Source organism: Halomonas sp. MS1, assembly GCF_024182575.1.
In the GTDB taxonomy this organism is placed as follows: domain Bacteria; phylum Pseudomonadota; class Gammaproteobacteria; order Pseudomonadales; family Halomonadaceae; genus Vreelandella.
Genome location: NZ_CP098926.1, coordinates 4,406,323 through 4,428,259, shown reverse-complemented (window position 1 = coordinate 4,428,259; position 21,937 = coordinate 4,406,323). Strand labels below are relative to the sequence as shown.

The window sequence follows — 21,937 nt, the reverse complement described above, 5'->3', positions numbered from 1 at the left end:
CAATTAAGCCTAAAGTGGTCTTACGGTAAGAGGGTTCCTTGTTACATAATGATACATATCAAAAGCACAACCACGTTGAATTTCACCAACGCGCACTTCTTCCTCCATTTTGGTAAGTTGTCGGTTTGTAACGCGATTGGGGCAGGCTCATTGAACGAGGACGTAGCAAACGTTAATAAAATGGTGGTGATTGGTGCGTCTGGCTGCTGCCTGCAAACGATCGATGTTTAGGAAATCGATGCTGAGTAAATCAATCCTTAGTTCTTTAAAAGGCCGGCTGCTGCTGGGGCTTTTGTGTGCGCTGTTGATACTGGCTGGGTTGGTATTAGGGATGGCGTGGCAGGTGGGGAAAACGATGGTGCAAGAAGCGAATATGGCCCACATGCGTTATGAAGCCGACCTGATTGCGGACGAAGTTACCCAGCAAATCGACCACCGTTTTCAAGCGCTAGAGCGACTAAGCGACATCCTTGGAATGTCGAATGACCCTGAATGGCTTGGCTATGAGCTGCGCAAAAACGATGCACTATTGGCATGGTTCGATGCAATCGTTGTCAGCAATAGCAACGGCAGAATTGTATCTGATTGGCCAGCAGTGGCGGGGCGTGTAGGCCTTGAAACAGCAGAGCTTGAATACTTTAGAATGCTCAGAGGCACGCGAAGGCCTTATGTGAGCGAGCCGTTTGTTGGTCGGGCTAGTGAAATGCCAATGGTGTTAGTCAGTGTGCCCCGGCTAGACAGCGATGGGCGGTTCGGGGGCATGATTGGCGGGGTCGTCAGTTTAAATAGCAGTGGATTATTCAAACGCCTAGCAACCATTCGATTGGGTAGTGAAGGTTATGCCGCGGTTTCTACTGCCACTGGCCGAATATTATATCACCCGAATAGGGCGCTCATTAACAACGATAGCTTTGATGCAACGTCTATCCCGTTGTTGGACTTAGCGCTCGATGGCTGGCAGGGCGATGGCGTTGGTAAGTTGCTTGATGGCCGAGTGGGTCTACAGTCCTATGCGCAGGTATGGTCGGCGAACTGGGTGGTAGGGCTTTACCTTCCTCTAAAGCAAGCTCAATTACCGCTATCTGGTTTTATCCATAAGCTATGGTGGATTTGGTGCGCCGCTGCGGTCTTAATGATGCCTGTTTTATGGTGGTTGCTGGCACGTATTTTAATGCCATTAAATCTGCTTGAAACACAAATTGATGAAGTAGGGCTTGGCCGCCGTTCAGGCGTTGATCTTGCGACCAATATGCAAGAGCTAAAACAAGTAGCCAGTACCTTTAATCGTGTTGAGAACGAGCGTCAGCTGCTAGTAGGGCACCTTCAAGAGCGTGAAGCATTTTTGGATTCGGTGCTCAATGCCTCGCCCCAAGGAATGTTTGTAGCTGACTTTGGCGGCGACATTACCTATATGAACCCCGCGCTATTAGATATCTTGGGTATTGAGCCTGATCTGCCTATGGAAGCTTGGCTTGAGCAAATCCATATAGATGATCGTTCCGGCGCGAAAGATATGTGGATACATAGCTTAAAAACCGGCAATGACTACGTGCGTCAACTGCGCTTTATACGCAGTGACAAAGAGATGCTTTGGCTTGAGATTCACGCCCGTGTGGTCATGCTTTCCCAGGGGGGGAACTCGCTTGGCTTGGTGGGTGTGGTAAAAGACATTACCGAACGCCGAGAGCAGGAAGCGCTTCAACGTTGGGAAGCCGAGCATGATCCATTAACTGGTCTGCTCAACCGCCGTGGTTTTGAGCGTCGTCTTGAAGAGGCCTTTGCCGACTTCCGGAAAACCAGCACGCCGTCAGCGCTGCTACTGTTCGACCTTGATCACTTCAAGCCGATTAACGATGAAGGTGGACATGCGTTAGGGGACGAAATGCTGCGACGTATTGCCCAGGTAGTCGCGTGGGAGGTTCGCCGCAGCGACCACGTAGCACGCCAAGGTGGCGATGAGTTTGGGGTGCTGCTGCCGAGCTGTACCTTAGGCCAGGCAGAACGCATTGCTGAATCGCTACGCCAAGCGGTGAGCGAAGTGTCGGTTTCCCATGAAGGCAAAGAGTACACCGTGACGTTGAGTATTGGTGTGACCAGCTTCGATGAGAACGACACTAACTACAACGTGGCACTTTCCCGAGCGGATGCCGCCAGTTACGAAGCCAAAGCGCATGGACGTGACAGTGTGGTGGTCAAACTGCCAAAGGCACTAGACCCAATGTCGTTATTTGAATAACGGTGACATTTGAAGTGCCTTTGGCCTTTGCGTCTTCGGGTTAGTCTTCTACTAAGACCCTTATTTATTCCCATCAGTCGACAAACCCCGAGTGACGGTAGAATATAAGCGCCTGCTTATTCGAATGAGAGTGCTTTCGTGAACCTACTTGAGCTATTTTCCCGCACGCTGGATATCACATTACCTGTTTTTACCATGGTGTTCGTCGGCATCGGCTTAAAGCGCCTAAAGTGGATCGACAGAGAATTTGTTTCCACAGCGTCCGCTCTCGTCTTCAAAGCAACGCTCCCCACGCTGATTTTTTTGAGTTTAATAAAAGCTGATCTAAGCGTTGCGTTAGATGTGCCGTTACTGCTGTTTTTTGCCGCCGCGACACTTGGCCAGTTCCTGATCAGTTGGCTATGGGCGAGCTATCGGGTGCCTAAAGCCGACCGCGGTATTTATGTTCAGGGCGCGTTCCGGGGTAACTGCGGCATCGTAGGGTTAGCACTGGCGGCGGGAATGTACGGTAACTACGGGCTTTCTGCCGGTAGCCTGCTACTTGGCGTGGTGATTGTGATGTATAACGCGCTTTCGGTGGTGGCTCTGGCAGCTTACCAACCTGGGCAATCGACAAATTGGCGCAGCCTGTTAAAGCATATCGTCACTAATCCACTGATTATTTCTGTGATCGCCGCGCTGCCCTTCACAGCGTTCTCAATTCCACTGCCCAGTTGGCTGATTACCTCAGGCGATTACTTCGCCTCGTTAACGTTACCGCTAGCATTGATCTGTGTCGGCGCCACGCTCTCGGTCGCCACCATGCGCAGCGGCAGCCAAATCGCATTAAGCGCCAGTAGCATGAAAATGATTGTGCTACCGCTGCTTTCCACGCTAGCCGCATGGGCGGTGGGGTTCTCTGGAGAGCAGCTAGGATTGTTATTTCTGTTCTTCGCCAGCCCAACCGCCGCCGCCAGCTTTGTAATGGTAAAAGCAATTAACGGCAATGTAGCGCTGGCCGCCAATATCATCGCCATAACCACCTTAATGGCCAGCGTCACCGTCACCAGCGGTATCTTTGTGCTGCGCCTGCTAGGATGGATTTAACTGCGCGGTTGGCTGACACTCTCCAACACGCTATACTATGCGCCCCATAAGTCCCTGTAGCTCAGTAGGATAGAGCAGCCGCCTCCTAAGCGGCAGGTCGCAGGTTCGACTCCTGCCAGGGACGCCATATGACTCCCCCTAGTCGCTCCTAGTTACACCATAAACCTGACAACCATGCGACTCTTTCTCTGATAGCCTGCCTCTAGTCGCCCCACGTTAACCCCTCTCAAACCATGCTTTTATGTATGCGAGAGTGTATGCTGATAGGTAATAACTTTCTTCGCATACATAGAGGCGGGGTATGAAGCGTTCTGAAGTGCGTAGCAAGCCACTCGCTGAAAGAGTTGTGGCTGCCCTTGAGCCGGAAGATAAGGCTTACCGTATTAGCGATGGTGCTGGGCTGTATTTGTACGTTAGAACTGATGCTACCAAGAGCTGGGAGCTTCGATACCGCAAGCCTGACGGTAAGTACAGTTGGCTGGGGCTGGGTAGTTATCCCGACGTTAAACCTAAAGAAGCCCGGCAGCGTGCCACCGAGGCTAAAGAGCTAATAGCCAAGGGAACAACGCCGCGCCAGCATAAGAAAGCTCAGGAGCAGCAAGCTCAAACTGCCAGTCGTGAAACGGTGTCCGCCTTGATGGATGAGTGGCACGTCATGAAGGCCAAGAGCGTTGATGCAAACTCTTTGCGTAAGGTGTGGCTCTCTATTCAACGCCACCTGATTCCCGCCATGGGACATGAACCCATTTCTCGCATACAGCCCGCATACATTCTTGAGTTCTTCCGCCAGTTGGAAGCGCTGGGTATTCACGCCACTAGTGCCAAAATCAGGCGTGCTCTTGCCGAGGCATTTGATATGGCAGCGTTCGCTGGCCGGGTAACCTCTAACCCTGTGCGTGGTGTAGAGAGGTTCATCGAGTCAGGGAAGGGGAGCAATTATGCTCACGTCACACAGCAAGAAGTGCCTGGTCTTTTACGCGCCATTGATCAGTACCCCCGTAGCCCACAAGTAAGGGTTGCCATGCTACTGCTGGCGCTGAACGGATGTCGGCCTGGCGAGTTGAGACAAGCGGCATGGTCTGAGTTTGATCTTGATAATGGTCTGTGGGACTTACCCGCAGAGCGTACCAAGAAGCGCCGAGCTATCTTAATGCCCCTTTCCACGCAAAGTGTGGTACTGCTCAAAGAGCAGCACCAGCGGAGTGGTTCGTTCAATTTGGTTTTCCCCAATCGTAACGATCCGCGTAAGCCAATGAGCAATATGGCAGTTAATAAGGCCATCGAGCATATTGGCTACGCAGGCCGGCAGACCGGGCATGGCTTCCGCCACATCCTATCCACTGCATTGAATGAGCGTGGCTATAACGCTGATCACATAGAAGCGCAGTTAGCTCACGTGACAGGCAATATTCGTAGCACCTATAACAAGGCTCTCTACTTGGAACCGCGGCGCACCATGATGCAGGCATGGGCAGATGAGGTATACGGAATGATAGACGACACCAGCAAGGTAGTGGCATTTAAAGCGCGTGGCTGATGTCAAATGGTTGAACGTGGATAGGCTATGGGGTGGCAGCGAAGCGAGCAAAGTGCTAAATATATGTCATGGATATATAGCCAGTGTTGTTCTGGCTGGTGCTACATTGCACGCCGCACACGTTGTTTTGAAGCGGTGACACTGGTGACAACGGCATATCGGTAATGTGCCTCTTGTTTGGCTGGCTAGGGCGACGGCCTGAAAGCGCGGAGAACTCCACCGCGTGAGCCAGCCACCTATTTTTGGAGTGCGTAGGAGTACGCATGGCAAATAGCAGATGGACGCCTGATGCTTGGAAAAGCAAATATTCAAAAAAGGCTTGGTTTACTTTTCATGAAGCTTGCCGGGTTTTAATGGACGTTGATCCAGAGTCGATCATAGAGGAGGAGTTTGATTGGACTGGGCACCCTTCATATCAGCGTGATCAGGCAGAGAATTTTATTAGGTCTGGAGCATATAACGGGGAAATTGGCATACGTGACGCCCAAGTGGAATACAAGCCAAATGTAGATATAACAATCAATCCTACCTCCATTAACGATACTCAGTGGCTAGTTGAGCACTCAAGCCTTCGAGAAGCTGCTAAAGAAGAAGGGTTTCTATGGGACCTAGATTCAGATGTCGACTTTTCTTATGAGGAAAAGAGCACTGAAAATAGCGAAGAGTATCCGAAGTGGATGAAACTGTATGCTGCTAAAAGTGCTTTACGCATATATGAAGTGGCTTGGATTATGGAGGGCATAGAGCCGCCTTCTACATATCTAAAAAACATCCCTAGAACGTCCAGCCAAGTGCAAAAAAATGAAGGTCATCTTGTAGATCTTGTAATGAATGGTGACATCAAGACAAAAAACACTAGCCATCACATCGATGATCAGCCAAATACTTGGTTGCTTCTTCACGATTCAGTAAGAGGCTGGTGTAAACGCCACAGCCTTGATTGGCTGCTTGATTCTCTCATGCCTCCGCTGGATGGCCAGGCTGGTGAGCCACATTCTCAGCTAGCCAGTGATGAACGCCAAGTTCAGCAGCTTGAAGAACAAATCAAAAGAATGTCTACAGAGCTAGAGCTTCTGAAAGAGAAAAATAAGGCACTTCAAAAGTCATGCGAAGATGAGGAGCCAGCTCCAAGGCGTCGCAGCACTTATCTCAAAGTTATTGACGCCTTGATTATGGAAACAAAAGCGGTGAAAGATTGGGAAGCTGCGTTCAGTCAGAGAAATAATCTGGATGCCATCTTGTCAAAACAAGGCATTGAAATGAATGCTAAGACCGTAGCAGGGGTGATCGAAGAGTTACGTGATATTCGGCAGCAGTGGAGAAAGGCTTAACAAGCAATTCCAAGTGGAATCTTCTTAAAGTACATTGTGTTCCAAATGGAATTGAAATTGACTCCATTTGGAACAAATTCAGCAGCTTATCGACCAGCATTAAAACCGTCCACATGCCACATGGCGTAACTAGGAGACGGCTGCAATGCAAACCAATCGTGATAAAGCTGCTGGTAAAATCCCGCTCGATAACTTCGATCCCAAGTTTGTCCAGATTGATAAGCGACAGGCGTGCGCAATATTGGGCATGCCATCCACATCCTTTGATCGTGCCCGTAAAGAAGACCCTCGCTTCCCTAAGCCCATTCAGCAGGGAACCAGTAAAAACGCCCCGCTAAGATTTGTTCTAGCTGAAATTTACGAGTATTCCGCTCGCCTTATTGCTGATTACCGCAATGATGGGGAGGTGGCTTAAATGTCTGCTTCCAACGTCATCCCTCTGCAGTACGAAGGCCAAGCTTATAGCTTTAACTCTGCTGGCTGGATCAACGCTACTGAGGCAGCAAAGAGCTTTGGTAAGGAGCCAGCTCAGTGGTTGCGGCTACCCGAAACTAAGGCTTACTTGCTTGGGCTTGAGCGTAGATATGGGAAAATCACATATGTAAAAACAAGTCGTGCGCGAATGGATCGTGGCGGTGGTACTTGGCTGCATCCGAAGCTAGCCGTACCGTTCGCCCGCTGGCTGTCAGTTGACTTTGAAATTTGGTGTGACGAGCAGATTGATCGCTTAATTCATGGTGGTGCTGAAGACTGGCAACAGCTACGCGACTCGGCCGCTATTGGTTATCGGGGCATGTGTGATGCTCTCCAGCTCACCCGCGAAGCCCAAGGTAAAGCGTCCGCTCGTCACCACTTCATCAATGAAGCCCGGTTGATCAACATCGCCGTCTTTGGCCAAGCCAAGGGCGTAGATCGTGACAGCCTGACCCTTGCCGAGCTTCGCCTGCTGGCGCTTATCGAACAGCGCGACACCTTCCTACTGGGCCGTGGCCTGGACTATCAGCAACGCAAGCAAGAGCTAACACGGTACGCACAGGAGCAGCTTCTTCCCAAGCTGCAAGGCGGTGCTGCGTGACTATAAACGCTACTGACTCCGCCAGCCAGCGCATACGCATTCTAGCCCGCTTGAAGAATGGGCCAGTAACAACCCTCGAACTGCTACAGGAAGAGAACATCCTGCGTCCTGGCGCTCGTGTCTGTGAGCTTCGAGAAAAAGGCCACGACATACGAACCCACCTGCAAGATGTGATCGACCCATGGGGGCGCAAGCATAGTCGTGTAGCGCTCTACTATCTGCCGACTGGTGCCAATGGCACTAAGGCTGGTGTTTGATGTTGACCACTCTGATGACTAACCGCTATGCTGATCTTGCTGGCGCAAAATCGTCAGCCAGGTTTGGCGACCTGAACTATACGCGGCGCACAGGCGCCCTCCGATACCGAATAGGCGCTTTTTTTGCGTCCATACGGTATGTTATGGACGGGCTGTGTGGGGAGACCTTTGTGTCTGCCGGTTTCCGTGTATGCCGGTTCGCCAACCCTGCTCAGTCCGTCCTCCAATCTGTTTGGCGACAGTGGTTGACGGCTCCATCTTCAATACGCGGAGTCACACCCATGGCATCATTACGCCTATTCCTTACCCCCAATCCCTCTAAACGAGCTGCTGCTCATCGAGCAATGGCTAAAGCTGCCTTGCTTGCTGATGCCAGCGCTAGTACCCGCCTTAAGCGCTACAACCATCATATCGAAAAAGCACGCGCCCTAGAGGCCGAAGAAGCCCACGCTTGCCGCCAACGCTTTATGCGAGCTTTTGATGAAGCACGCCTGAAGTTCTCGGGGGTGCGCAAATGAGCAACGCAAATCGCCACATTGACACCCTTGAAAGCCGTATCGGCCTAATGGCCAGCCTCGCCAACATTATCAACATTGACAGAATTCGTGATGGCAACGAAGGCGAAGCGCCCATTCTCAACGACCACTACTACAGCTCGCTAATAGAGGCCATCAATATAGTGGCTGAGAGCTGCTATGGAGAGCTTGGCCTGCTTGAAGAGAAGATTGAAGGGGAGGCTAAACCATGAGCCTGATCAAGATCACCTTCGCCCGTACTGGTCAAGAAACCTTCATTGAAGCCACCGATTGGCGTGATGCTGTGCGCCAGACTGGCCGTAATGACGCTTGCCATATCACCCACCACGAAAAGGCCATCGTCCCAATAGCTGCTTGGTTTGATGCCGACATGCCGCACGGTATCGGTGCCCACACCGTAGAGAGCGCGCTGGCTGGTGCTGTTGCCTACCTGGATTCTCAGGAGGTGGCCCAATGATGCCCATAGCCATTAACTGCGACCTACGCACCCGAACTATTCGCTTTCAGTTCACTAACCCGGATCGCTTCTTAACAGCCGAGCAGGCGCTTGCTAGCGGTTTAGTCAATCACCTTGAGTTCAAGGAGATGCAGCGCGAAGCCCAGGCGTTTAGCAAGGAGACTGGTCTATGAATCCTCAAAATCAAACCTACCTGCTGAAAGCCGCCCTTACTGGTAACGCTCGCCAAATGGAGCAGGCGTCAAAAATCCTCGCAGGCGTGGCGATGCTACTTAACGACCATGACCTTGATGGGCTGAAACGTGAGGCGCTTATAGAAACGCTGTGGCTGCTGTCTAGCACCTTCGAGGAGCGCCGCGACTGGCTGCAAGAGGAGGGCTATGTATGCGAGGAGCAATAAAAACGCCCGACCGAAGCCAGGCGGAGTACAACAGCATTGTTGAGATGCCCAGCCATTATAGCATTGAGCAGGCTGCTGAACAGGTGGCGACGGACATCTATGGCGCCGTACGCTTCACCGGCAAGGGTAAGTGGCGTCGGTTTATTCCTGATGGTGCCAATAGTCAAAGTGGCTATATCGGCCTTTTAGGAGACGCAACAGCAGTGGTAGGCGACTGGCGCGATGCACAGCAGCTAGTCGTACTGGTAGACGATGATGATGACGATGTAACGCGCACCGAGAAGCGCCAGCAAGCCCGCATGGAAGCACAGCGCCAGCGTGACCAGTGGGAAGCCGAGCGTATCGCTAAACAGGCAGAAACAGCCAAGCAGGCCCGCCAATGGTGGGCGTCTGCTAAACCGGCGGATATCCACCACCCTTATTTAGCTAAAAAGCAGCTTTGCCCATACGGTTTGCGCCAGCGGGGTAATGCTCTGCTGGTACCACTGTATGTCGAAGGCAAGCTAATCAATCTGGAGCGCATCTTTCCCGATGGTGCTAAACGTCCGCTGCCCGGTGGCCGGGTTAAAGGTGCCGCTAGCTTGCTTGGCCGTATTGCTGGCGCTCAAAGGGTAATGGTAACCGAAGGCTGGGCAACAGGGGCTGCGCTATATGCGTCTACTGGCTGCCCGGTGGTGGTTGCTCGCAATGCCGCCAACCTTGAACCGGTCGCCCGCCGTTTGCGCCAGCGCTTACCTGAAGACGTGGCTATCACGATCGCAGCGGATGATGACCGCTTTACCGATGGCAACCCTGGCATGACCAAAGCACGCATCGCCGCGCTGTCCGTCGGTGGCAAGCTGCTCACGCCTGTATTTTGTGAGCAGTGCGATACCTGCACTGACTTTGCGGACGTGGCCTTGTGCCGCAAGGGGGTCGTATGAGCTGGAAGCCAGACGATAATCTGAGCCTGTTTGATGACCCTGTAGAGGAGGACCAAAGCCGCCTGACTACAAAAGCAGTGGGAACAGCGGGAACAGTGGGAACAGATGGCTATAAAAATCCTGAAAACAGCAACTTGGAAGCTGACAGCGACGTTCCCACTAGCGGGAACAGTGTGGGAACAGCGGGAACAGATGTTCTTGTGCCCGTTATCCAAGGCAAAGATGAATCGGAAGGCTCAGAACAGCCAGCAGCGCTTAATAGTGTGGCTCCTCTAGGTAAAGAAGTGTCGCCCGATGAGAGTGAGCCGCTAGATGGCAGCATCAAGCGCCCCGGCTTCACTAGCCACGCTGATTGGTTCTATATCGGGGACAAGCGGCTTCCTCCGGGGCTATGGTGGCACGGTATACGCAACGGCCAGAACGGAACCACCAATGAGGATGTGTACATTTCCGGTCCTATTGAAGTGATTGCCATTAGCCGTGACGAGCATGGTGGTAACTTCGGGCGTCAGGTTCGCTTTATGAATAGTGAGGGCAAATGGTGCCGTCGCGTATTGCCAATGCGGTTGCTCAATGAAGGTGGTTCAGAGCTGCGTCGCGAATTACTGGATATGGGGCACACTCACGTTATAAAACAGCGCCACCGCCTTGCTGACTACATAATGGAAAGTCGCCCAGAGCCCCGGCTGGTGGCGGCGACTACGACCGGCTGGCATGACAACTCGCGTGCCTTTGTTCTGCCTGAGCGCACCATTGGCAACCAGGACTACTGCTTTAGCGCCGATTCTGCACGATCCAGCTACTTTGATATACGTGGCACGCTTGATAGTTGGCGCCAGCAGGTTGCCGGGCGTGCGGTTCACAACCCTATTCTGATGCTGGGTATCTGTATTGCTTTAGCAGGCCCTTTGATATGGCCAGCCAAACAGCAGCCATCCGGGGGATTGGGATTTAACTTGCGGGGAGGCTCCAGTAAGGGCAAAACCACTTGCTTGCAAATGGCTAGTAGCGTCTGGGGCAGCCCTCAATTCATGCGCCAATGGTCTGGTACTGGCAATGGCATCGAAGCCTTGGCCGCATCCCAGAACGATACCTGCATGGTGCTGGATGAGATCAGTCAGGCGAGCCCGTATGAAGCGGGCAATATGGTCTATTTGGTAGCGAATGGCGTGGGTAAGCAGCGGGCTGCTAGAACCGGCGGTATACGTGAAGCTCAGCGCTGGCGCCTAATGCTGCTATCCAGTGGCGAACGTAGCTTGGCCTCGCATATGAGTGAAGCCGGTAAGAAGGCCAAAGCCGGGCAAGATGCTCGCTTGTTGGATATACCCGCCACCAGTCGCCGTTATGGCGCATTCGATGATACCCAAGGCATGACCCCTAGTGATTTTGCTAACGCTATCAAAACGGCAACAGCAGAGCATTATGGGCATGCAGGCGCGGCGTTCATAAAGCACCTGATTATGCAGCCCGACTTACCCGCCCTCTACCGCGACACAATGGAAGATCCCGTCTTTACCTGTGCCCAGGATGGCGTAGCGAGTCGAGCTGCTGGCGCGTTCGGATTGCTTGCTATGGCGGGAGAGCTGGCAACGGATGCCGGTCTAACGGGCTGGGCACCTGGGGCATCTATCGAAGCGATTGGTATGTGCTTCCAGATGTGGCAGAACGAACGCGGGAATCTGCCACCGGAAGATCAAGCCATCTTAGAAGGAGTGTCAAACTTCATTCAGCGCCACGGTGATAGTCGATTTAGCGAAATGGGATCTCCAAGTGGCGAGAACAAGCCCGGAGTTCGAGACCGCGCTGGCTACTGGGCAGATATGGCAGAGAGGCGTGTCTTTTACTTTCATCGGTCGGCTCTGGAAGAAGCGGCCAGCGGGTATGACCCCAAGATGATTGCCAGCGTACTGGATAAGGCTGGCTGGCTCTATGAAAAGGAATCGGGAAGATTTGCGGTCAATAAGCGCACGCCTAATGGGCTTCAACGTCTTTATGCCGTCTCGCCAAAGGAGGGTGACCAATGAGTTATCGCGATCTTCTGCGGCAGCGACGCTTGGCGGCGGGTGTTCCCACTGTTCCCACTGGAGATTCAGCAGCGGGAACAGAAAAAATCCTTGAAGAACAATCGTGTTCCCAGCGTTCTCACTGTTCCCGCACCAATTCTAGTGATGCGGTAAAGAGGGTGGCAGTGCAAGAGGCACCACCCCTGGCGACTCCTGACGACATCAACACCATAGTTGGCAACCTGTACGCCGTTGGTAGGCCGCTGGCGCATATTGAAACCGAACTGCGAGGAGTGATGGCTACCCTTACCCGGCAAGCAGCGGCTGAGCTTGCTGTGGTGCTGGATGATGCTTTTGAAGTAGCCCCCGATACCTACACCGCCCTTAAGCAATGCCGTCGCCTGCTAAGCGATTCCAGCGCGTTGTCAGCCGCTAAAGCGGTATGGCCTAGCCTTCCTGGTGCGCCAGCCTCAGAAGTAGCTGTAAGCGCGCCTGTCGTTGAGCATGCGCCACGCTGGTTGCGGCTTGTCCGTGAGCATTGTGCCGTGCTGCCGGAGGATGAGCGCCTACTAAACAAGATGGTAGGCAACAGGCCACCCCAGTACGCCCTACAAACTGTCCAGCGATATATCACCACATGGCAACACGCCGCCGAGCAGGAGCCTGTCAGCCATAAGCGTGATAACGCGGGTCGCCGTGCTGCCAATCGAGAGCTAACAGGAGGTCGTCATGTTGAATAGCGCCATTCACGAAGCCACGCGCCTGGCATCCAGCTTACGGTCCATCGATCAGAGCGCCAGCCATAGCGCGGAAGCGGTACGGGACACCCTGCAATCATCGCCTGATGACGACGACTTGTTAGCCTGCGCAGCGACCTTGGGAGCGATAAGCGAAGCACTCCCTGCCAGAACACTGGTAGGGCTTATACGCATTCGCCTGACTCGCTTGCAGGGAATAGTAAACGCGCTGATTGATACTGATACCACCCCGCCAGCGGCTTAGGAGAGCACCATGATTAACCACGAAACGATTAAACAAGCCGCTGAAAGTGGCACCGGCCTGGATCACCTCACACCGGGGCAAGCGTGGGCAGCGTATGAAGCCAACGTTAAGCCCAAACACCTGCGCCAGCCAATGCGACACTCTATGGTGCTGCTATTGGCGAGCGTGGAGCAGAAGGCGCGACAGACGTTCTTTGGTGGCGTAGAGCGCGGCGATACGGATGAGATGATCTATCGCGCCTATGACGAACAGCACCCTATGTTCCTACGTGCGCCCATCCTCGAAACGCTACAGGAGGGCATGGAAAAGTTCTTTCCCGATCTCAAGGCAACGGCAGTGGATGACGACGGCAACGCGGTATATCGCCTGGACCAGTTGGCAACAGCGTTAGGCGCAAGTGAGGAGGATTTGCTGATGCTGGCCAAAGAGAAGGGCATAGAGGATCGACTCCAAGCTAAGCCCATTCATAACCTGCACTGAGGAAAAAAAACCATGAGCGTAAATGTCGGATCGATATATTACGAAGTTGATGTCCGCACTGAGGCGCTACTTAAGGCCGAAAAAGACGTTGATAATTCATCACGTCGAATGGAAAAGCGATTCGACCAAACAGATCGCACCTCCCGCCGCATGTCATCCGGTTTCGATCATGCGGGCGGTGCTGCGCTGCGACTGCGCAACATCGTTACAGCCGTCAGCTCGGCCATGGCCACGCGCGCGATTATCAACTATAGCGACGCCTGGGGGCGCGCTCAAAACCAGCTACGTCAGGTGGCGGGTAGCGCCGCCGAGCTGCGTGACATAAACCAGCAGTTAATGGATATATCCAATCGCTCGGCAGTGGCCTTTGAGAACACCGCTGGATTTTATGCACGCGTTGCGCAAGCCACGCGCGGCCTCAACATTGAGCAATCTCAGCTTGTCGAATTTGTCGACTTGACGTCTAAAAGCCTTCGAGCAAATGGCGCTAGTGCTGCGGGAGCATCGGCGCTGATTTTGCAACTATCCCAAGCCTTTAGCGCCGGCATTTTGCAAGGCGAAGAATTCAATAGCATCATCGATCAAGCGCCGCTGCTGCTGGATGCCCTACAGCGAGAAACGGGCAAAGGGACACGCGAACTCAAAAAGATAGGCAGCGATGGAGAGCTGAGCATCCAAATGCTGATCCGCGCGGTTAGCAACTACTCAGACGAGATCAACCGCCGGGCCGCTGAATCCACCAACACGTTCGCCGACAACCTGACTATCGCGCGCAACAACATGATCGAGTTCGTCGGCTCTTCCGATAGCGCCCAGGGCGTTGTGGGCAAGCTTGGCGAGTCAGTCATATATCTCAGCAATAATCTGGAAGCGGTCACCCAAGGCGCAATCGCCTTATCGGCAGTGATTGCCGGTCGGTACGCCACCTCGCTGGGCGCTGCTGCTATCGCCAATATCAGCTTGGCAGGCGCTCATATCCGGCGCATGCAGGCGCTACGCGCGGAAGCTCAAGCATCTAACCAAGCGGCTACTGCGAAGGTCGCTGAGCTTCAAGCTAGCCGAGCCATCATTCAATCCACGATTCGAGAAATCGAGGTCGACCGCGCCGCGCTCGCTGCCACGCTGAACACCAATCAAGCCAAGGGAACGCAGATCGCTATCAAGCGCGAGTTAGTAGCGATGGATAATGCGCTGGCGGCGGCAAAAGGGCGCTTGGTGGCGGCTGAAAACGCAGAGGCAGCAGCTACCATCACAGCTAACGTGGCGCACAAGGCAAACGCTTCAACACTTGCCTCCACCACGCGAGCGACGCAGATTGCCACAAGAGCAGTGGGTGGCTTGAGAACTGTTATGGCCTTTTTAGGAGGTCCAGTAGGAGTCATCGCGCTTGCTGCCTATGGAATCTACAGTTTCCGAGAAGAGCTTGGCCTAGTTCCCAAGCCCGCGAAGGCTGCGTCAGAGATCGTCGATGAGCTGCGCCAAAGGATTGATGGGCTTTCGGAGTCGGCGCTCAAGTTTGAAATGGCGGGCTTTACCGCTGAGCTTTTCCGGCTCCAGCTACAAGCAGAGCGCACGAAGTCGAGGTTAGAAGAGCTACAGCCCGAGACTAGCGCAATTAACGGCAACCAGGGGCCTCGCGAGGCTCTCCGAGCCATCGACCGCCGTCGCGATAACGCCCCTGAAGTGCGACGCCTTGAGCAGGAGCTTGAACAAACCGGCAATGATATTGAGGCCAGGCAGCGCATTCTCGAGCAGATTCAGGAACAACTGAGTAGCTCAAGTGGTAATAAGCCACCCGTCACGCCACCATCCTCCAGCACCTCAAAAGCCGACAGTGAAGCAAAACGCCGCGCAAGCGACTTCGATGCCGTTAAGCGTCAACTCGAAACCGAGCGGGAAGCAATCGCCCGGGAATACGAAGAGCGCAATCGCATCATTCGGGAAAGCACGGCGGCAGGTAGCGCCGAACAGGTCGAGCTTCTGGAGCGTAGTGCAAACGAGCGGGAGAATCGCCAACGCCGAATCACCGAACAGCTCCTGTCAGGGCTGCGCTCCGAAACCGAAGAGATCAAGGCAGAATACGAGCGTCGCCGCCAAGAAATACTAAACGCTACAGCCCCCGGTGCCGAGCAAGATGACTTACTGGAACGCAACCGCCAGGCGCGTGATCGTGAAACGAAAGAGCATATAGGTGCAGGCCCAGACCCGTTAACAGGCGGGCAGTATGATGATCAGTTTGCCCGCTATGAGCGTGACGCAGAGATTGAACGCGAGCGCTACCAGGCTAAGCTTGAGCGTTTACAACAGACGCGCGCGCAAGAGCTGCTTACCCAAGAGGACTACAACAAACGCGAGCAGGAGGCGGCGCAGGTCCACGCCGACCGTTTGATGCAGATCGAGCAGGCTAAGTCGTCAATGATGGTCTCCACGGCCAGCAACATGTTTGGCGATCTATCAGGTCTGGCAAAAGGCTTTGCTGGTGAGCAATCCAGCATTTACCGCGCGATGTTTGCAGCTTCAAAAGCGTTCGCCATTGCCGACGCCGCTGTAAAAATTCAGCAAGGCATCGCTAACGCTGCGGCACTGCCTTGGCCCGCCAATCTTGGCGCTATTGCATCGACCGTAGCCGCGACCACTTCCATTCTTGGTGCTATCCAGTCCACCAGCATGCCTGGCTACGCATCGGGCGGTTATACCGGTTCTGGCTCGCGCAATGAGCCAGCTGGGATCGTGCACCGCGGCGAGTTCGTTATGCCCAAGCGTATCGTTGACCAACCAGGAGTGCGCGCCCAACTGGAGGCTATGCGCTTAGGATTTAATGGTGACTCTATGCGCCCTGCTGACTATCCGATTAACGAGAGCGGCGAGAAAGAATTAATTCTAAATAACGCGCACTTTACCCTTAAAGCGGGGACTTTATGTCATCAGTAATCTTTCAAAATATGGAAACTCACGGCTTTGTAGCGACTGATACGCTGGCAGTTAATGAGCATGGGAATCCAGGACTTTTCCGGTCAAAAGCTTTCTATATTCCCCATCTGAAGACGATCACCTACGCAACTGGGTGGGGGGATGTGCTAGAGGACTGGTTCATCCACATTAATCGCCGCATGGTAGTTGCTGGAATAGAGCATCTGGATTGCTTCGCCACCGAAACACTGCAAAGTATTTGGGAAGAGTTTAACGAGAGAAACAAGGCTCATCTCCAGAAGCACCTTTGTAAAACAGTGACCGTTTACCACATGGGTGTCTCCGAAGTTACTGGAAAAATTGTAGTTTACGCTTACCGATCTAAAGAAGGCTTCGCATCTGAAAAGCTGAAGCCAGGCATCGGCGTTAAACCTGAGTGCACAGTTCCAGATGGTCCTGCTGACCTAATGGAGATGATGAAGGAGCAGCGGCATATACAGCAAAACAGCGGGATACCTTTTAACCAGCAGGTTCATATTGGCGGCGAGATTCAAGTGTATCAACTGGATGCAGAAGCAGGGGAGTGCCGCATTTCTACCCATGCTCGGTTTGATGACTACGAGCAGATGTTCAAACAAATGTGCGGGAAAATAAGAATGGATCATTACCTGGAGGAGTGGGAGCAATCCCTGGGCGACAAGCCTTATTGATCTGAACAGCAGGAGAACTGGCAAGGGGTGCCCAGTAGGTGCGCCTTTGCCGGCACCGTGCAGAAGGTTTTTTTGCAAGTTAGCCAATGGATTTAGGTCATGACTGAACGGCAAAAGGATAGGGTGGAGAGTTATCGATCAATAGCAGCCAGTAAGCTCAAAAGGTCTGGCGTGCTTATTCCTGGTTATTCTTGCGAGTGGCAATGGACAAATCAGAGTGATGAGCGGGTTGCCGCCATATCGCTGCAATGCATTGATCCCAGTAGCGTGCAGTTTTCCTATAACTGTGGTGGCAAACCATACGACTACACGGTTCACATAGAGTGGCTACCGTGCCATCTGGGCGGAGAGCGGGCCTTGTTCCTCTGCCCTGTCTGCAATAAGCGCTGCGCAAAGCTACTAGCGAGTAGTGTATTCGCCTGCCGGGCATGCGTTGGCGTTAATTACGCTTCTCAGCAGAGGGCAAAGCGCGATGCTGCTAATGACCAAGCGTGGAAGCTACGGCGCAGGCTGGCGTGTGATTTTGGTGTCCTGGACGCCCCCGCCCGCCACATCCCAAAGCCTAAGTGGATGCGTTGGCCCACTTATCACAAAATCATCAGACGAATAGACGAGTATGACCAGCGCGCCCTTGAAAGCATGGTACAGCAGCTAAAAATGATGGGCGTCCACCTTTAGTAGATGGCTGGGATTAGCTGGTGAGTGCCCATAATCAACCCCTACAGCCTTTGTGGCAGTCTTGGCCATGTTTCGTAGCCGTGCGTCCTCCAGAAACGGAAAAAGGCCGCCGAATGGCAGACTCATATGAAATTTCAGTAATAAAAATCCCGGATATGTAGTCGGGCGAAGGTTGTTCAGTGGTGAGTTTCTACTTAAGTGCAGAGTTGATTGCGTAAACTATTCTAGCCATTTGCGTTGAAAGACTAACGTTTGCTCCATGTGCGCTCGTCATCGCCCCAGATTCCTTCAATGCGGCATCTAAGCGAGGACCAAAATTCTGAAAAATGGATTCAGCCTTCGCGGGATCTTCTGATGCCAGTGTCTTTATCTGCTCTACGCCATATCTCAGCACGTCGTTCAAGGCTTCAGAGGCTTTACCTGAATTTCCATTAACGAACTGAATAAAGGCCTTTGGATCAAGGAAGTCGGGAGATTGAACGTGGCACTCGTTACAGAGTAAGAACAGATTGGTTGGTGTGCTGCGTCCACCAAGTGAGTGTGGAACTATATGCGCTACCTCTTGATAGCCTCGCGCTCCACAGCACCAGCACAATCTTAGTCCATCGTGGTCATCTTCAATTGCTTCGATGACATATTCACAAAATCCCGCATTTCGAGCGGCCTGTATATTGCTTTGCCAGGCAGTTCGAACCCTGAAGGCTGATATCTGTTTGCGTTTGTTAGCTTTAGCCATGACGTTGCCTTTTTATATCGCTTTCGATGAGCGGGACTATAATAGGTTTTGCAGTTTTTCATTCTGTGGAGCTGGCCGCCAAATCACCATTGGTCTTCATGCTTAACGATACGGTAAATGCCATCAGGCGGCCACGTCACAGCCAGTGTCTCGCTGTCGAATAGCTCGGGCTGCTTCTTAAATTCAGCAATACCATTGCGGATAACACTCACTTGATGAGAAGCAACACGCCTGAACGCAAACTCGTTGTTGACCAGCACCACCATGTATTCGTCGCTCACGCTGCCGTCTTGAAGAACTTCGCCCCTTGTAGGCGCAGCCTATCATATAGCGTCTCGGGTAGCGGGTTGCCGTTATCATCGATCAAAATTGAGCACCCAGAGCATTGGCAGATGAGCGCATTAGGTTAAGTTGGGGCGGGAGGATTTTTCCGAAGTCATTACGCGAGCGGTGGGTTTTAAGTCTGATGATTTTCGGAGCAGTATGGGCAAGTACCTTTTGACCTGGGTTTTGACTGTGGTTATAGGTGGCTGCATGTTGAGCGGCTGTGGTAGGTTTCATATTAGGCTTCTACCGAGAACATTTAGATCAAACATCAGCAAGCAACATGATGCCGACGAATTTAGGTGGGGCATCGAGAATTTAGCAGTGCATATTACTGGCTGGTAGATAACTAAGCAGATTGCTATAGATTATAGATAATAAAAAAGGTGTATATCACCGAGAGATATGAATTAGAGCTGTTGCGACGGTCTGTCTAGAAATAAAAATGAACAAGGGGAGAGGGAATGGATCAAGAAGTTAAATTACCAGTGGTTCAAGACCCACAATATACTGTGAAAGAAGTAGCAAGCGCTATACGTAGATGGGCTGTAAGCAGAAGGCTTCAAGAAATCTTGCCAGACAATATAGAGCAGCAGTTTCTTGAGGGAGACTTGAGCATTGATATAACCCTAGAGGCAGAAAATATAATTCGCCAAAGGGGCTTAAACTCTATTAGCTATGATCCCAATGGCAGAACCATTTTTTTATATACAAAGCGAAAGGTTATACAAAGAGAAATAAAGGTTTTGCCCGGCTACATGTACGGGTGCTCCATATTGTATCCCCAAGGGAAAATAGATGATATCGGCGAGTGCGTGACTCAAGCTCAGTCATCTCCCGCAAGAGTTTTGAGCATGCCGAATGGTAGTAAAATCTATACGTGCGGTTCCTCTATATCACCAGGCAACGAGGCCTCAGCAGGAACACTCGGGTGCTTGGTTAAAGATAGTCAAGGGGTTATTTTTGGTCTGTCGAACAACCATGTGACCGGCGCTTGTAGTCACTCTCCTGCTAACTTACCAATCGTTGCGCCTGGAATACTGGATGTTTCGGCCGGGGGGATCGACCCTTTTACAATAGGCTATCATGTAAGGGTTTTGGAGTTTGTAACTGGCACGGTAGGAAACGCGGATATCTTAAATAACACTGATGCTGCAATATTTAAGATTAGGGATTCTGGAGCTGTTTCTTCGTCTCAAGGAGGTTTTTATGATACACCAGCAATAGTTGCTGCTCCTGCTGAAGGTATGGTGGTTGAGAAGGTAGGAAGAACAACAGGGCGAACGAAAGGAAAGGTAGTTGGCAGGGATTTAATGCCAGTGATAGTTAATGCATCTTCTGAGAGGTGGGGGTTCAAAGCCTGTGTGTTCTTTTTTAATGTGTACACCATACATGGCAGTTTTGATGCATTCTCTGATGCTGGTGATTCGGGGTCGCTAGTGGTGTCTGTGGATGATAAGGGGCAGCGTAAAGCTGTTGGGTTGATTTTTGCTGGCGGTGGTGATTCGTTAGCGCCTGGAGGAAAGAAGAGCTTGATGCTACCCTTGAACACCATACTTGATAAATTTAGCGTCGACTTGGTCAGTAATCACAATGTGTAACATCACGCCATATGAGGCAGCCAATCACCTAATCCAAGCTCTGGGCACTAGCCCCGGAGCGGTGACTGTGCGTACTCACTATGATGGTAGTGATAAGTTGTGCTTGGTTGTTTCGATAAAGCCTTCATTGTCGGCTCAGGTTACTGTCAAGCCTTCTTATATCGATGGCTACAAGGTTATTTACGATGTTCAAAGCTATCCGGTGATGCATAGCCTCCATCAATAGAATCTGTTTTTCTTCCTTTTCTCACCCCGCCATTTAGCGAGTTATTTTCTACAAAAGGATTAAAATGAAAGCCCTGGTAACATATCGTGAAGCTGCCGAAATGCTCAGTGTTTCCCACTGGACTGTTCGCCAGATGGTACGCGATGGGCGACTTAACGCCTCGGGCGAGGGGAAAGGCCGGCGCGTCACTATGGGCAGTATCTTAAGGCTCGGCGAACTCGACGCTCGAGCCTTTGAGGAAACCAGTCACACCGCACCTGATACGCAGAACCGAGGAAAAGCTGCACGTCACCACGTACAAGGTAATCCTCGCAGCGAGAAGCACGCCAAAACGGCAAGCCAGGCATCCAATAGTTTGGATGAGCTGCTGAAGACGCTAACGACTGCTCCAAAAAAATAATTGCTGGTAGCGAAAAGTCACGCTTCATAAGCGAATCGTGGTGCGCTTAGAACCTGTCAAAACCTCACATCGACATAGCTTCTTTCTGCGCCGTTTCCTATGGTTTCCATTGGCAAGTTTCCACTCAGGTTTCCAGCAATCGCCAGTATCCACTGAGGTATCCACCAAATCACTAGTTATCATAGAGCCTGGCTAGGCTAGCCATCCTCTTTGAGAGTCGTCCAAAACTACTCACAAATTCCCACCGGTTGGTGGTATTAAAATACCCCTAATTCCGGGGGGGTGCTCAGACTGAGGAAAAGCGCGGGATTTTGTCGGTTTGAAACCGAGAAAAGGTGAGGATTCCCACCTTTTAATTCTGCCTCGGAGACAGGTTTCAATAAGTGAGGGAATGTCACTTATGCCGATGCTACGGAAATAGCATCGACGATCTTGGCTCAGAAAAGGGGAGGATTCCCCTCTTTTAATTGTGAGCCTGAGTCACTTCTAGCCGTGGTCAAGCTGACCACCCCCAGACGGTCATATTGGCGTTCCCGGCGATATGCAGAAATGCACAGCGCTAATAGGCTTGGAATCTAGCCGATTGCCCCAGACGCTAACAGAGTCGTTTGAAGGCACTCTGTCTTGATGTGGGGAGGTTATTCGATCTAACCCCCTAATGCCGGGTATTACAAAAGTTTTGTAGTACTCGCCAGCACTATGAGAAAAGTAATGAAACGCTAGGTGCCAACCCTCGTAAACCTCCTTTAGCAGATTACAACAAGATCGCAACAAGGCTAGAGGCTGAATCAGGCAGGCACTACAAACTCCGTTATAGCCCGAACAAGTGCATTAATGGGCAAGATTAGGGCAAGGGTGGGTGAGCTGACGCCAAAGCCAAAGCCAAAGCCGTTTCCACTGGCGCGAAGGCACCGTTAAAGGCATGGTTTCGAGGTTTCAAACCTCAAAACCTAATTGTGAGATTCCGTCACATTTACGCCGATGGCGAAAGATGTAGGGGAGAGGGCTGCAGTGAAAGCCTTCCCCCCC

The 21,937-nt window shown here is 52.1% G+C and carries 23 protein-coding genes and 1 tRNA gene; 22 read left to right on the top strand and 2 right to left on the bottom strand.

Translation table 11 applies throughout. The features are described 5' to 3' along the window. The first annotated feature begins 238 nt into the window (after window positions 1-238). The 20 genes from NF683_RS20535 (at window position 239) to NF683_RS20440 (ending at window position 16,943) form a co-directional block, all read left to right on the top strand. Window positions 239-2,236, top strand: coding sequence for a sensor domain-containing diguanylate cyclase (locus tag NF683_RS20535; RefSeq protein WP_089037500.1), 1,998 nt, complete (start codon window positions 239-241; stop codon window positions 2,234-2,236). A gap of 138 nt (window positions 2,237-2,374) precedes the next feature. Next, window positions 2,375-3,322: an AEC family transporter gene (locus NF683_RS20530; RefSeq protein WP_089037501.1), complete on the top strand. Its 948-nt coding sequence runs from the start codon at window positions 2,375-2,377 to the stop codon at window positions 3,320-3,322. A gap of 50 nt (window positions 3,323-3,372) precedes the next feature. After that, window positions 3,373-3,449: transfer RNA gene (locus NF683_RS20525), tRNA-Arg, on the top strand. Window positions 3,450-3,623: 174 nt separating this feature from the next. Next, window positions 3,624-4,859 carry a tyrosine-type recombinase/integrase gene (locus NF683_RS20520; protein WP_253920844.1) on the top strand — a complete coding sequence of 412 codons (1,236 nt, stop codon included), beginning with the start codon at window positions 3,624-3,626 and terminating at the stop codon, window positions 4,857-4,859. 263 nt (window positions 4,860-5,122) lie between these two features. Then, on the top strand, window positions 5,123-6,190 hold the full coding sequence (locus NF683_RS20515; RefSeq protein WP_253920843.1) for a hypothetical protein: 1,068 nt from the start codon (window positions 5,123-5,125) through the stop codon (window positions 6,188-6,190). Window positions 6,191-6,335: 145 nt separating this feature from the next. Further along, complete coding sequence (locus NF683_RS20510) at window positions 6,336-6,605, top strand: hypothetical protein (RefSeq protein WP_253920842.1); 270 nt, start codon at window positions 6,336-6,338, stop codon at window positions 6,603-6,605. Next, window positions 6,606-7,265 carry a KilA-N domain-containing protein gene (locus tag NF683_RS20505; RefSeq protein WP_253920841.1) on the top strand — a complete coding sequence of 220 codons (660 nt, stop codon included), beginning with the start codon at window positions 6,606-6,608 and terminating at the stop codon, window positions 7,263-7,265. Continuing rightward, window positions 7,262-7,522, top strand: a complete 261-nt coding sequence (locus NF683_RS20500; RefSeq protein ID WP_253920840.1) for a helix-turn-helix domain-containing protein — start codon at window positions 7,262-7,264, stop codon at window positions 7,520-7,522. The genes NF683_RS20505 and NF683_RS20500 overlap by 4 nt, the downstream gene beginning before the upstream one ends. A 281-nt stretch (window positions 7,523-7,803) precedes the next feature. Beyond that, complete coding sequence (locus NF683_RS20495; protein ID WP_253920839.1) at window positions 7,804-8,040, top strand: hypothetical protein; 237 nt, start codon at window positions 7,804-7,806, stop codon at window positions 8,038-8,040. Beyond that, window positions 8,037-8,270, top strand: a complete 234-nt coding sequence (locus tag NF683_RS20490) for a hypothetical protein (protein WP_253920838.1) — start codon at window positions 8,037-8,039, stop codon at window positions 8,268-8,270. Before NF683_RS20495 ends, NF683_RS20490 begins: the two co-directional genes overlap by 4 nt. Next, window positions 8,267-8,515 (top strand): hypothetical protein, encoded by a 249-nt coding sequence (locus NF683_RS20485; protein WP_253920837.1) that lies wholly within the window; start codon window positions 8,267-8,269, stop codon window positions 8,513-8,515. Before NF683_RS20490 ends, NF683_RS20485 begins: the two co-directional genes overlap by 4 nt. Further along, window positions 8,512-8,688, top strand: coding sequence for a hypothetical protein (locus NF683_RS20480; protein WP_193053234.1), 177 nt, complete (start codon window positions 8,512-8,514; stop codon window positions 8,686-8,688). The genes NF683_RS20485 and NF683_RS20480 overlap by 4 nt, the downstream gene beginning before the upstream one ends. Continuing rightward, window positions 8,685-8,915, top strand: a complete 231-nt coding sequence (locus NF683_RS20475; protein ID WP_253920836.1) for a hypothetical protein — start codon at window positions 8,685-8,687, stop codon at window positions 8,913-8,915. The genes NF683_RS20480 and NF683_RS20475 overlap by 4 nt, the downstream gene beginning before the upstream one ends. Next, entirely contained in the window at window positions 8,900-9,838 is a 939-nt protein-coding gene (locus tag NF683_RS20470) for a toprim domain-containing protein (RefSeq protein ID WP_253920835.1), read from the top strand. Before NF683_RS20475 ends, NF683_RS20470 begins: the two co-directional genes overlap by 16 nt. Further along, complete coding sequence (locus NF683_RS20465; protein ID WP_253920834.1) at window positions 9,835-11,862, top strand: DUF927 domain-containing protein; 2,028 nt, start codon at window positions 9,835-9,837, stop codon at window positions 11,860-11,862. The genes NF683_RS20470 and NF683_RS20465 overlap by 4 nt, the downstream gene beginning before the upstream one ends. Then, a complete protein-coding gene (locus tag NF683_RS20460) occupies window positions 11,859-12,581 on the top strand; it encodes a hypothetical protein (protein WP_253920833.1) in 723 nt (240 codons plus the stop codon). Before NF683_RS20465 ends, NF683_RS20460 begins: the two co-directional genes overlap by 4 nt. Then, window positions 12,571-12,843 (top strand): hypothetical protein, encoded by a 273-nt coding sequence (locus NF683_RS20455; RefSeq protein ID WP_253920832.1) that lies wholly within the window; start codon window positions 12,571-12,573, stop codon window positions 12,841-12,843. Before NF683_RS20460 ends, NF683_RS20455 begins: the two co-directional genes overlap by 11 nt. Before the next feature lie 9 nt (window positions 12,844-12,852). Next, a complete protein-coding gene (locus tag NF683_RS20450) occupies window positions 12,853-13,323 on the top strand; it encodes a hypothetical protein (protein WP_253920831.1) in 471 nt (156 codons plus the stop codon). A 12-nt stretch (window positions 13,324-13,335) separates the two neighbouring features. After that, window positions 13,336-16,254, top strand: coding sequence for a tape measure protein (locus NF683_RS20445; protein WP_253920830.1), 2,919 nt, complete (start codon window positions 13,336-13,338; stop codon window positions 16,252-16,254). Further along, the gene (locus NF683_RS20440) at window positions 16,242-16,943 is read left to right on the top strand and encodes a hypothetical protein (protein WP_253920829.1); all 702 of its coding nucleotides are present in this window, start codon (window positions 16,242-16,244) and stop codon (window positions 16,941-16,943) included. Before NF683_RS20445 ends, NF683_RS20440 begins: the two co-directional genes overlap by 13 nt. An 868-nt stretch (window positions 16,944-17,811) precedes the next feature. On the opposite strand, the gene NF683_RS20435 is transcribed toward NF683_RS20440, so the two are convergent. After that, complete coding sequence (locus NF683_RS20435; protein WP_253920828.1) at window positions 17,812-18,357, bottom strand: HNH endonuclease; 546 nt, start codon at window positions 18,355-18,357, stop codon at window positions 17,812-17,814. Between the two features lie 83 nt (window positions 18,358-18,440). Next, on the bottom strand, window positions 18,441-18,638 hold the full coding sequence (locus tag NF683_RS20430; RefSeq protein WP_253920827.1) for a hypothetical protein: 198 nt from the start codon (window positions 18,636-18,638) through the stop codon (window positions 18,441-18,443). 507 nt (window positions 18,639-19,145) lie between these two features. Here NF683_RS20430 and NF683_RS20425 point away from each other — a divergent pair. Both NF683_RS20425 and NF683_RS20420 read left to right on the top strand, forming a co-directional pair. After that, window positions 19,146-20,282, top strand: coding sequence for a S1 family peptidase (locus NF683_RS20425; RefSeq protein WP_253920826.1), 1,137 nt, complete (start codon window positions 19,146-19,148; stop codon window positions 20,280-20,282). A gap of 290 nt (window positions 20,283-20,572) precedes the next feature. After that, a complete protein-coding gene (locus NF683_RS20420) occupies window positions 20,573-20,908 on the top strand; it encodes a helix-turn-helix domain-containing protein (protein ID WP_253920825.1) in 336 nt (111 codons plus the stop codon). Window positions 20,909-21,937: the final 1,029 nt, after the last annotated feature.

Excerpts from the sequence above, each read along its gene's own strand:
- NF683_RS20535 (WP_089037500.1), top strand. The coding sequence starts at position 239 with ATGCTGAGTAAATCAATCCTTAGTTCTTTAAAAGGCCGGCTGCTGCTG.
- NF683_RS20520 (WP_253920844.1), top strand. The coding sequence starts at position 3,624 with ATGAAGCGTTCTGAAGTGCGTAGCAAGCCACTCGCTGAAAGAGTTGTG.
- NF683_RS20515 (WP_253920843.1), top strand. The coding sequence starts at position 5,123 with ATGGCAAATAGCAGATGGACGCCTGATGCTTGGAAAAGCAAATATTCA.
- NF683_RS20510 (WP_253920842.1), top strand. The coding sequence starts at position 6,336 with ATGCAAACCAATCGTGATAAAGCTGCTGGTAAAATCCCGCTCGATAAC.
- NF683_RS20505 (WP_253920841.1), top strand. The coding sequence starts at position 6,606 with ATGTCTGCTTCCAACGTCATCCCTCTGCAGTACGAAGGCCAAGCTTAT.
- NF683_RS20495 (WP_253920839.1), top strand. The coding sequence starts at position 7,804 with ATGGCATCATTACGCCTATTCCTTACCCCCAATCCCTCTAAACGAGCT.
- NF683_RS20490 (WP_253920838.1), top strand. The coding sequence starts at position 8,037 with ATGAGCAACGCAAATCGCCACATTGACACCCTTGAAAGCCGTATCGGC.
- NF683_RS20485 (WP_253920837.1), top strand. The coding sequence starts at position 8,267 with ATGAGCCTGATCAAGATCACCTTCGCCCGTACTGGTCAAGAAACCTTC.
- NF683_RS20480 (WP_193053234.1), top strand. The coding sequence starts at position 8,512 with ATGATGCCCATAGCCATTAACTGCGACCTACGCACCCGAACTATTCGC.
- NF683_RS20475 (WP_253920836.1), top strand. The coding sequence starts at position 8,685 with ATGAATCCTCAAAATCAAACCTACCTGCTGAAAGCCGCCCTTACTGGT.
- NF683_RS20470 (WP_253920835.1), top strand. The coding sequence starts at position 8,900 with ATGCGAGGAGCAATAAAAACGCCCGACCGAAGCCAGGCGGAGTACAAC.
- NF683_RS20465 (WP_253920834.1), top strand. The coding sequence starts at position 9,835 with ATGAGCTGGAAGCCAGACGATAATCTGAGCCTGTTTGATGACCCTGTA.
- NF683_RS20460 (WP_253920833.1), top strand. The coding sequence starts at position 11,859 with ATGAGTTATCGCGATCTTCTGCGGCAGCGACGCTTGGCGGCGGGTGTT.
- NF683_RS20455 (WP_253920832.1), top strand. The coding sequence starts at position 12,571 with ATGTTGAATAGCGCCATTCACGAAGCCACGCGCCTGGCATCCAGCTTA.
- NF683_RS20450 (WP_253920831.1), top strand. The coding sequence starts at position 12,853 with ATGATTAACCACGAAACGATTAAACAAGCCGCTGAAAGTGGCACCGGC.
- NF683_RS20445 (WP_253920830.1), top strand. The coding sequence starts at position 13,336 with ATGAGCGTAAATGTCGGATCGATATATTACGAAGTTGATGTCCGCACT.
- NF683_RS20440 (WP_253920829.1), top strand. The coding sequence starts at position 16,242 with ATGTCATCAGTAATCTTTCAAAATATGGAAACTCACGGCTTTGTAGCG.
- NF683_RS20435 (WP_253920828.1), bottom strand. The coding sequence starts at position 18,357 with ATGGCTAAAGCTAACAAACGCAAACAGATATCAGCCTTCAGGGTTCGA.
- NF683_RS20425 (WP_253920826.1), top strand. The coding sequence starts at position 19,146 with ATGGATCAAGAAGTTAAATTACCAGTGGTTCAAGACCCACAATATACT.
- NF683_RS20420 (WP_253920825.1), top strand. The coding sequence starts at position 20,573 with ATGAAAGCCCTGGTAACATATCGTGAAGCTGCCGAAATGCTCAGTGTT.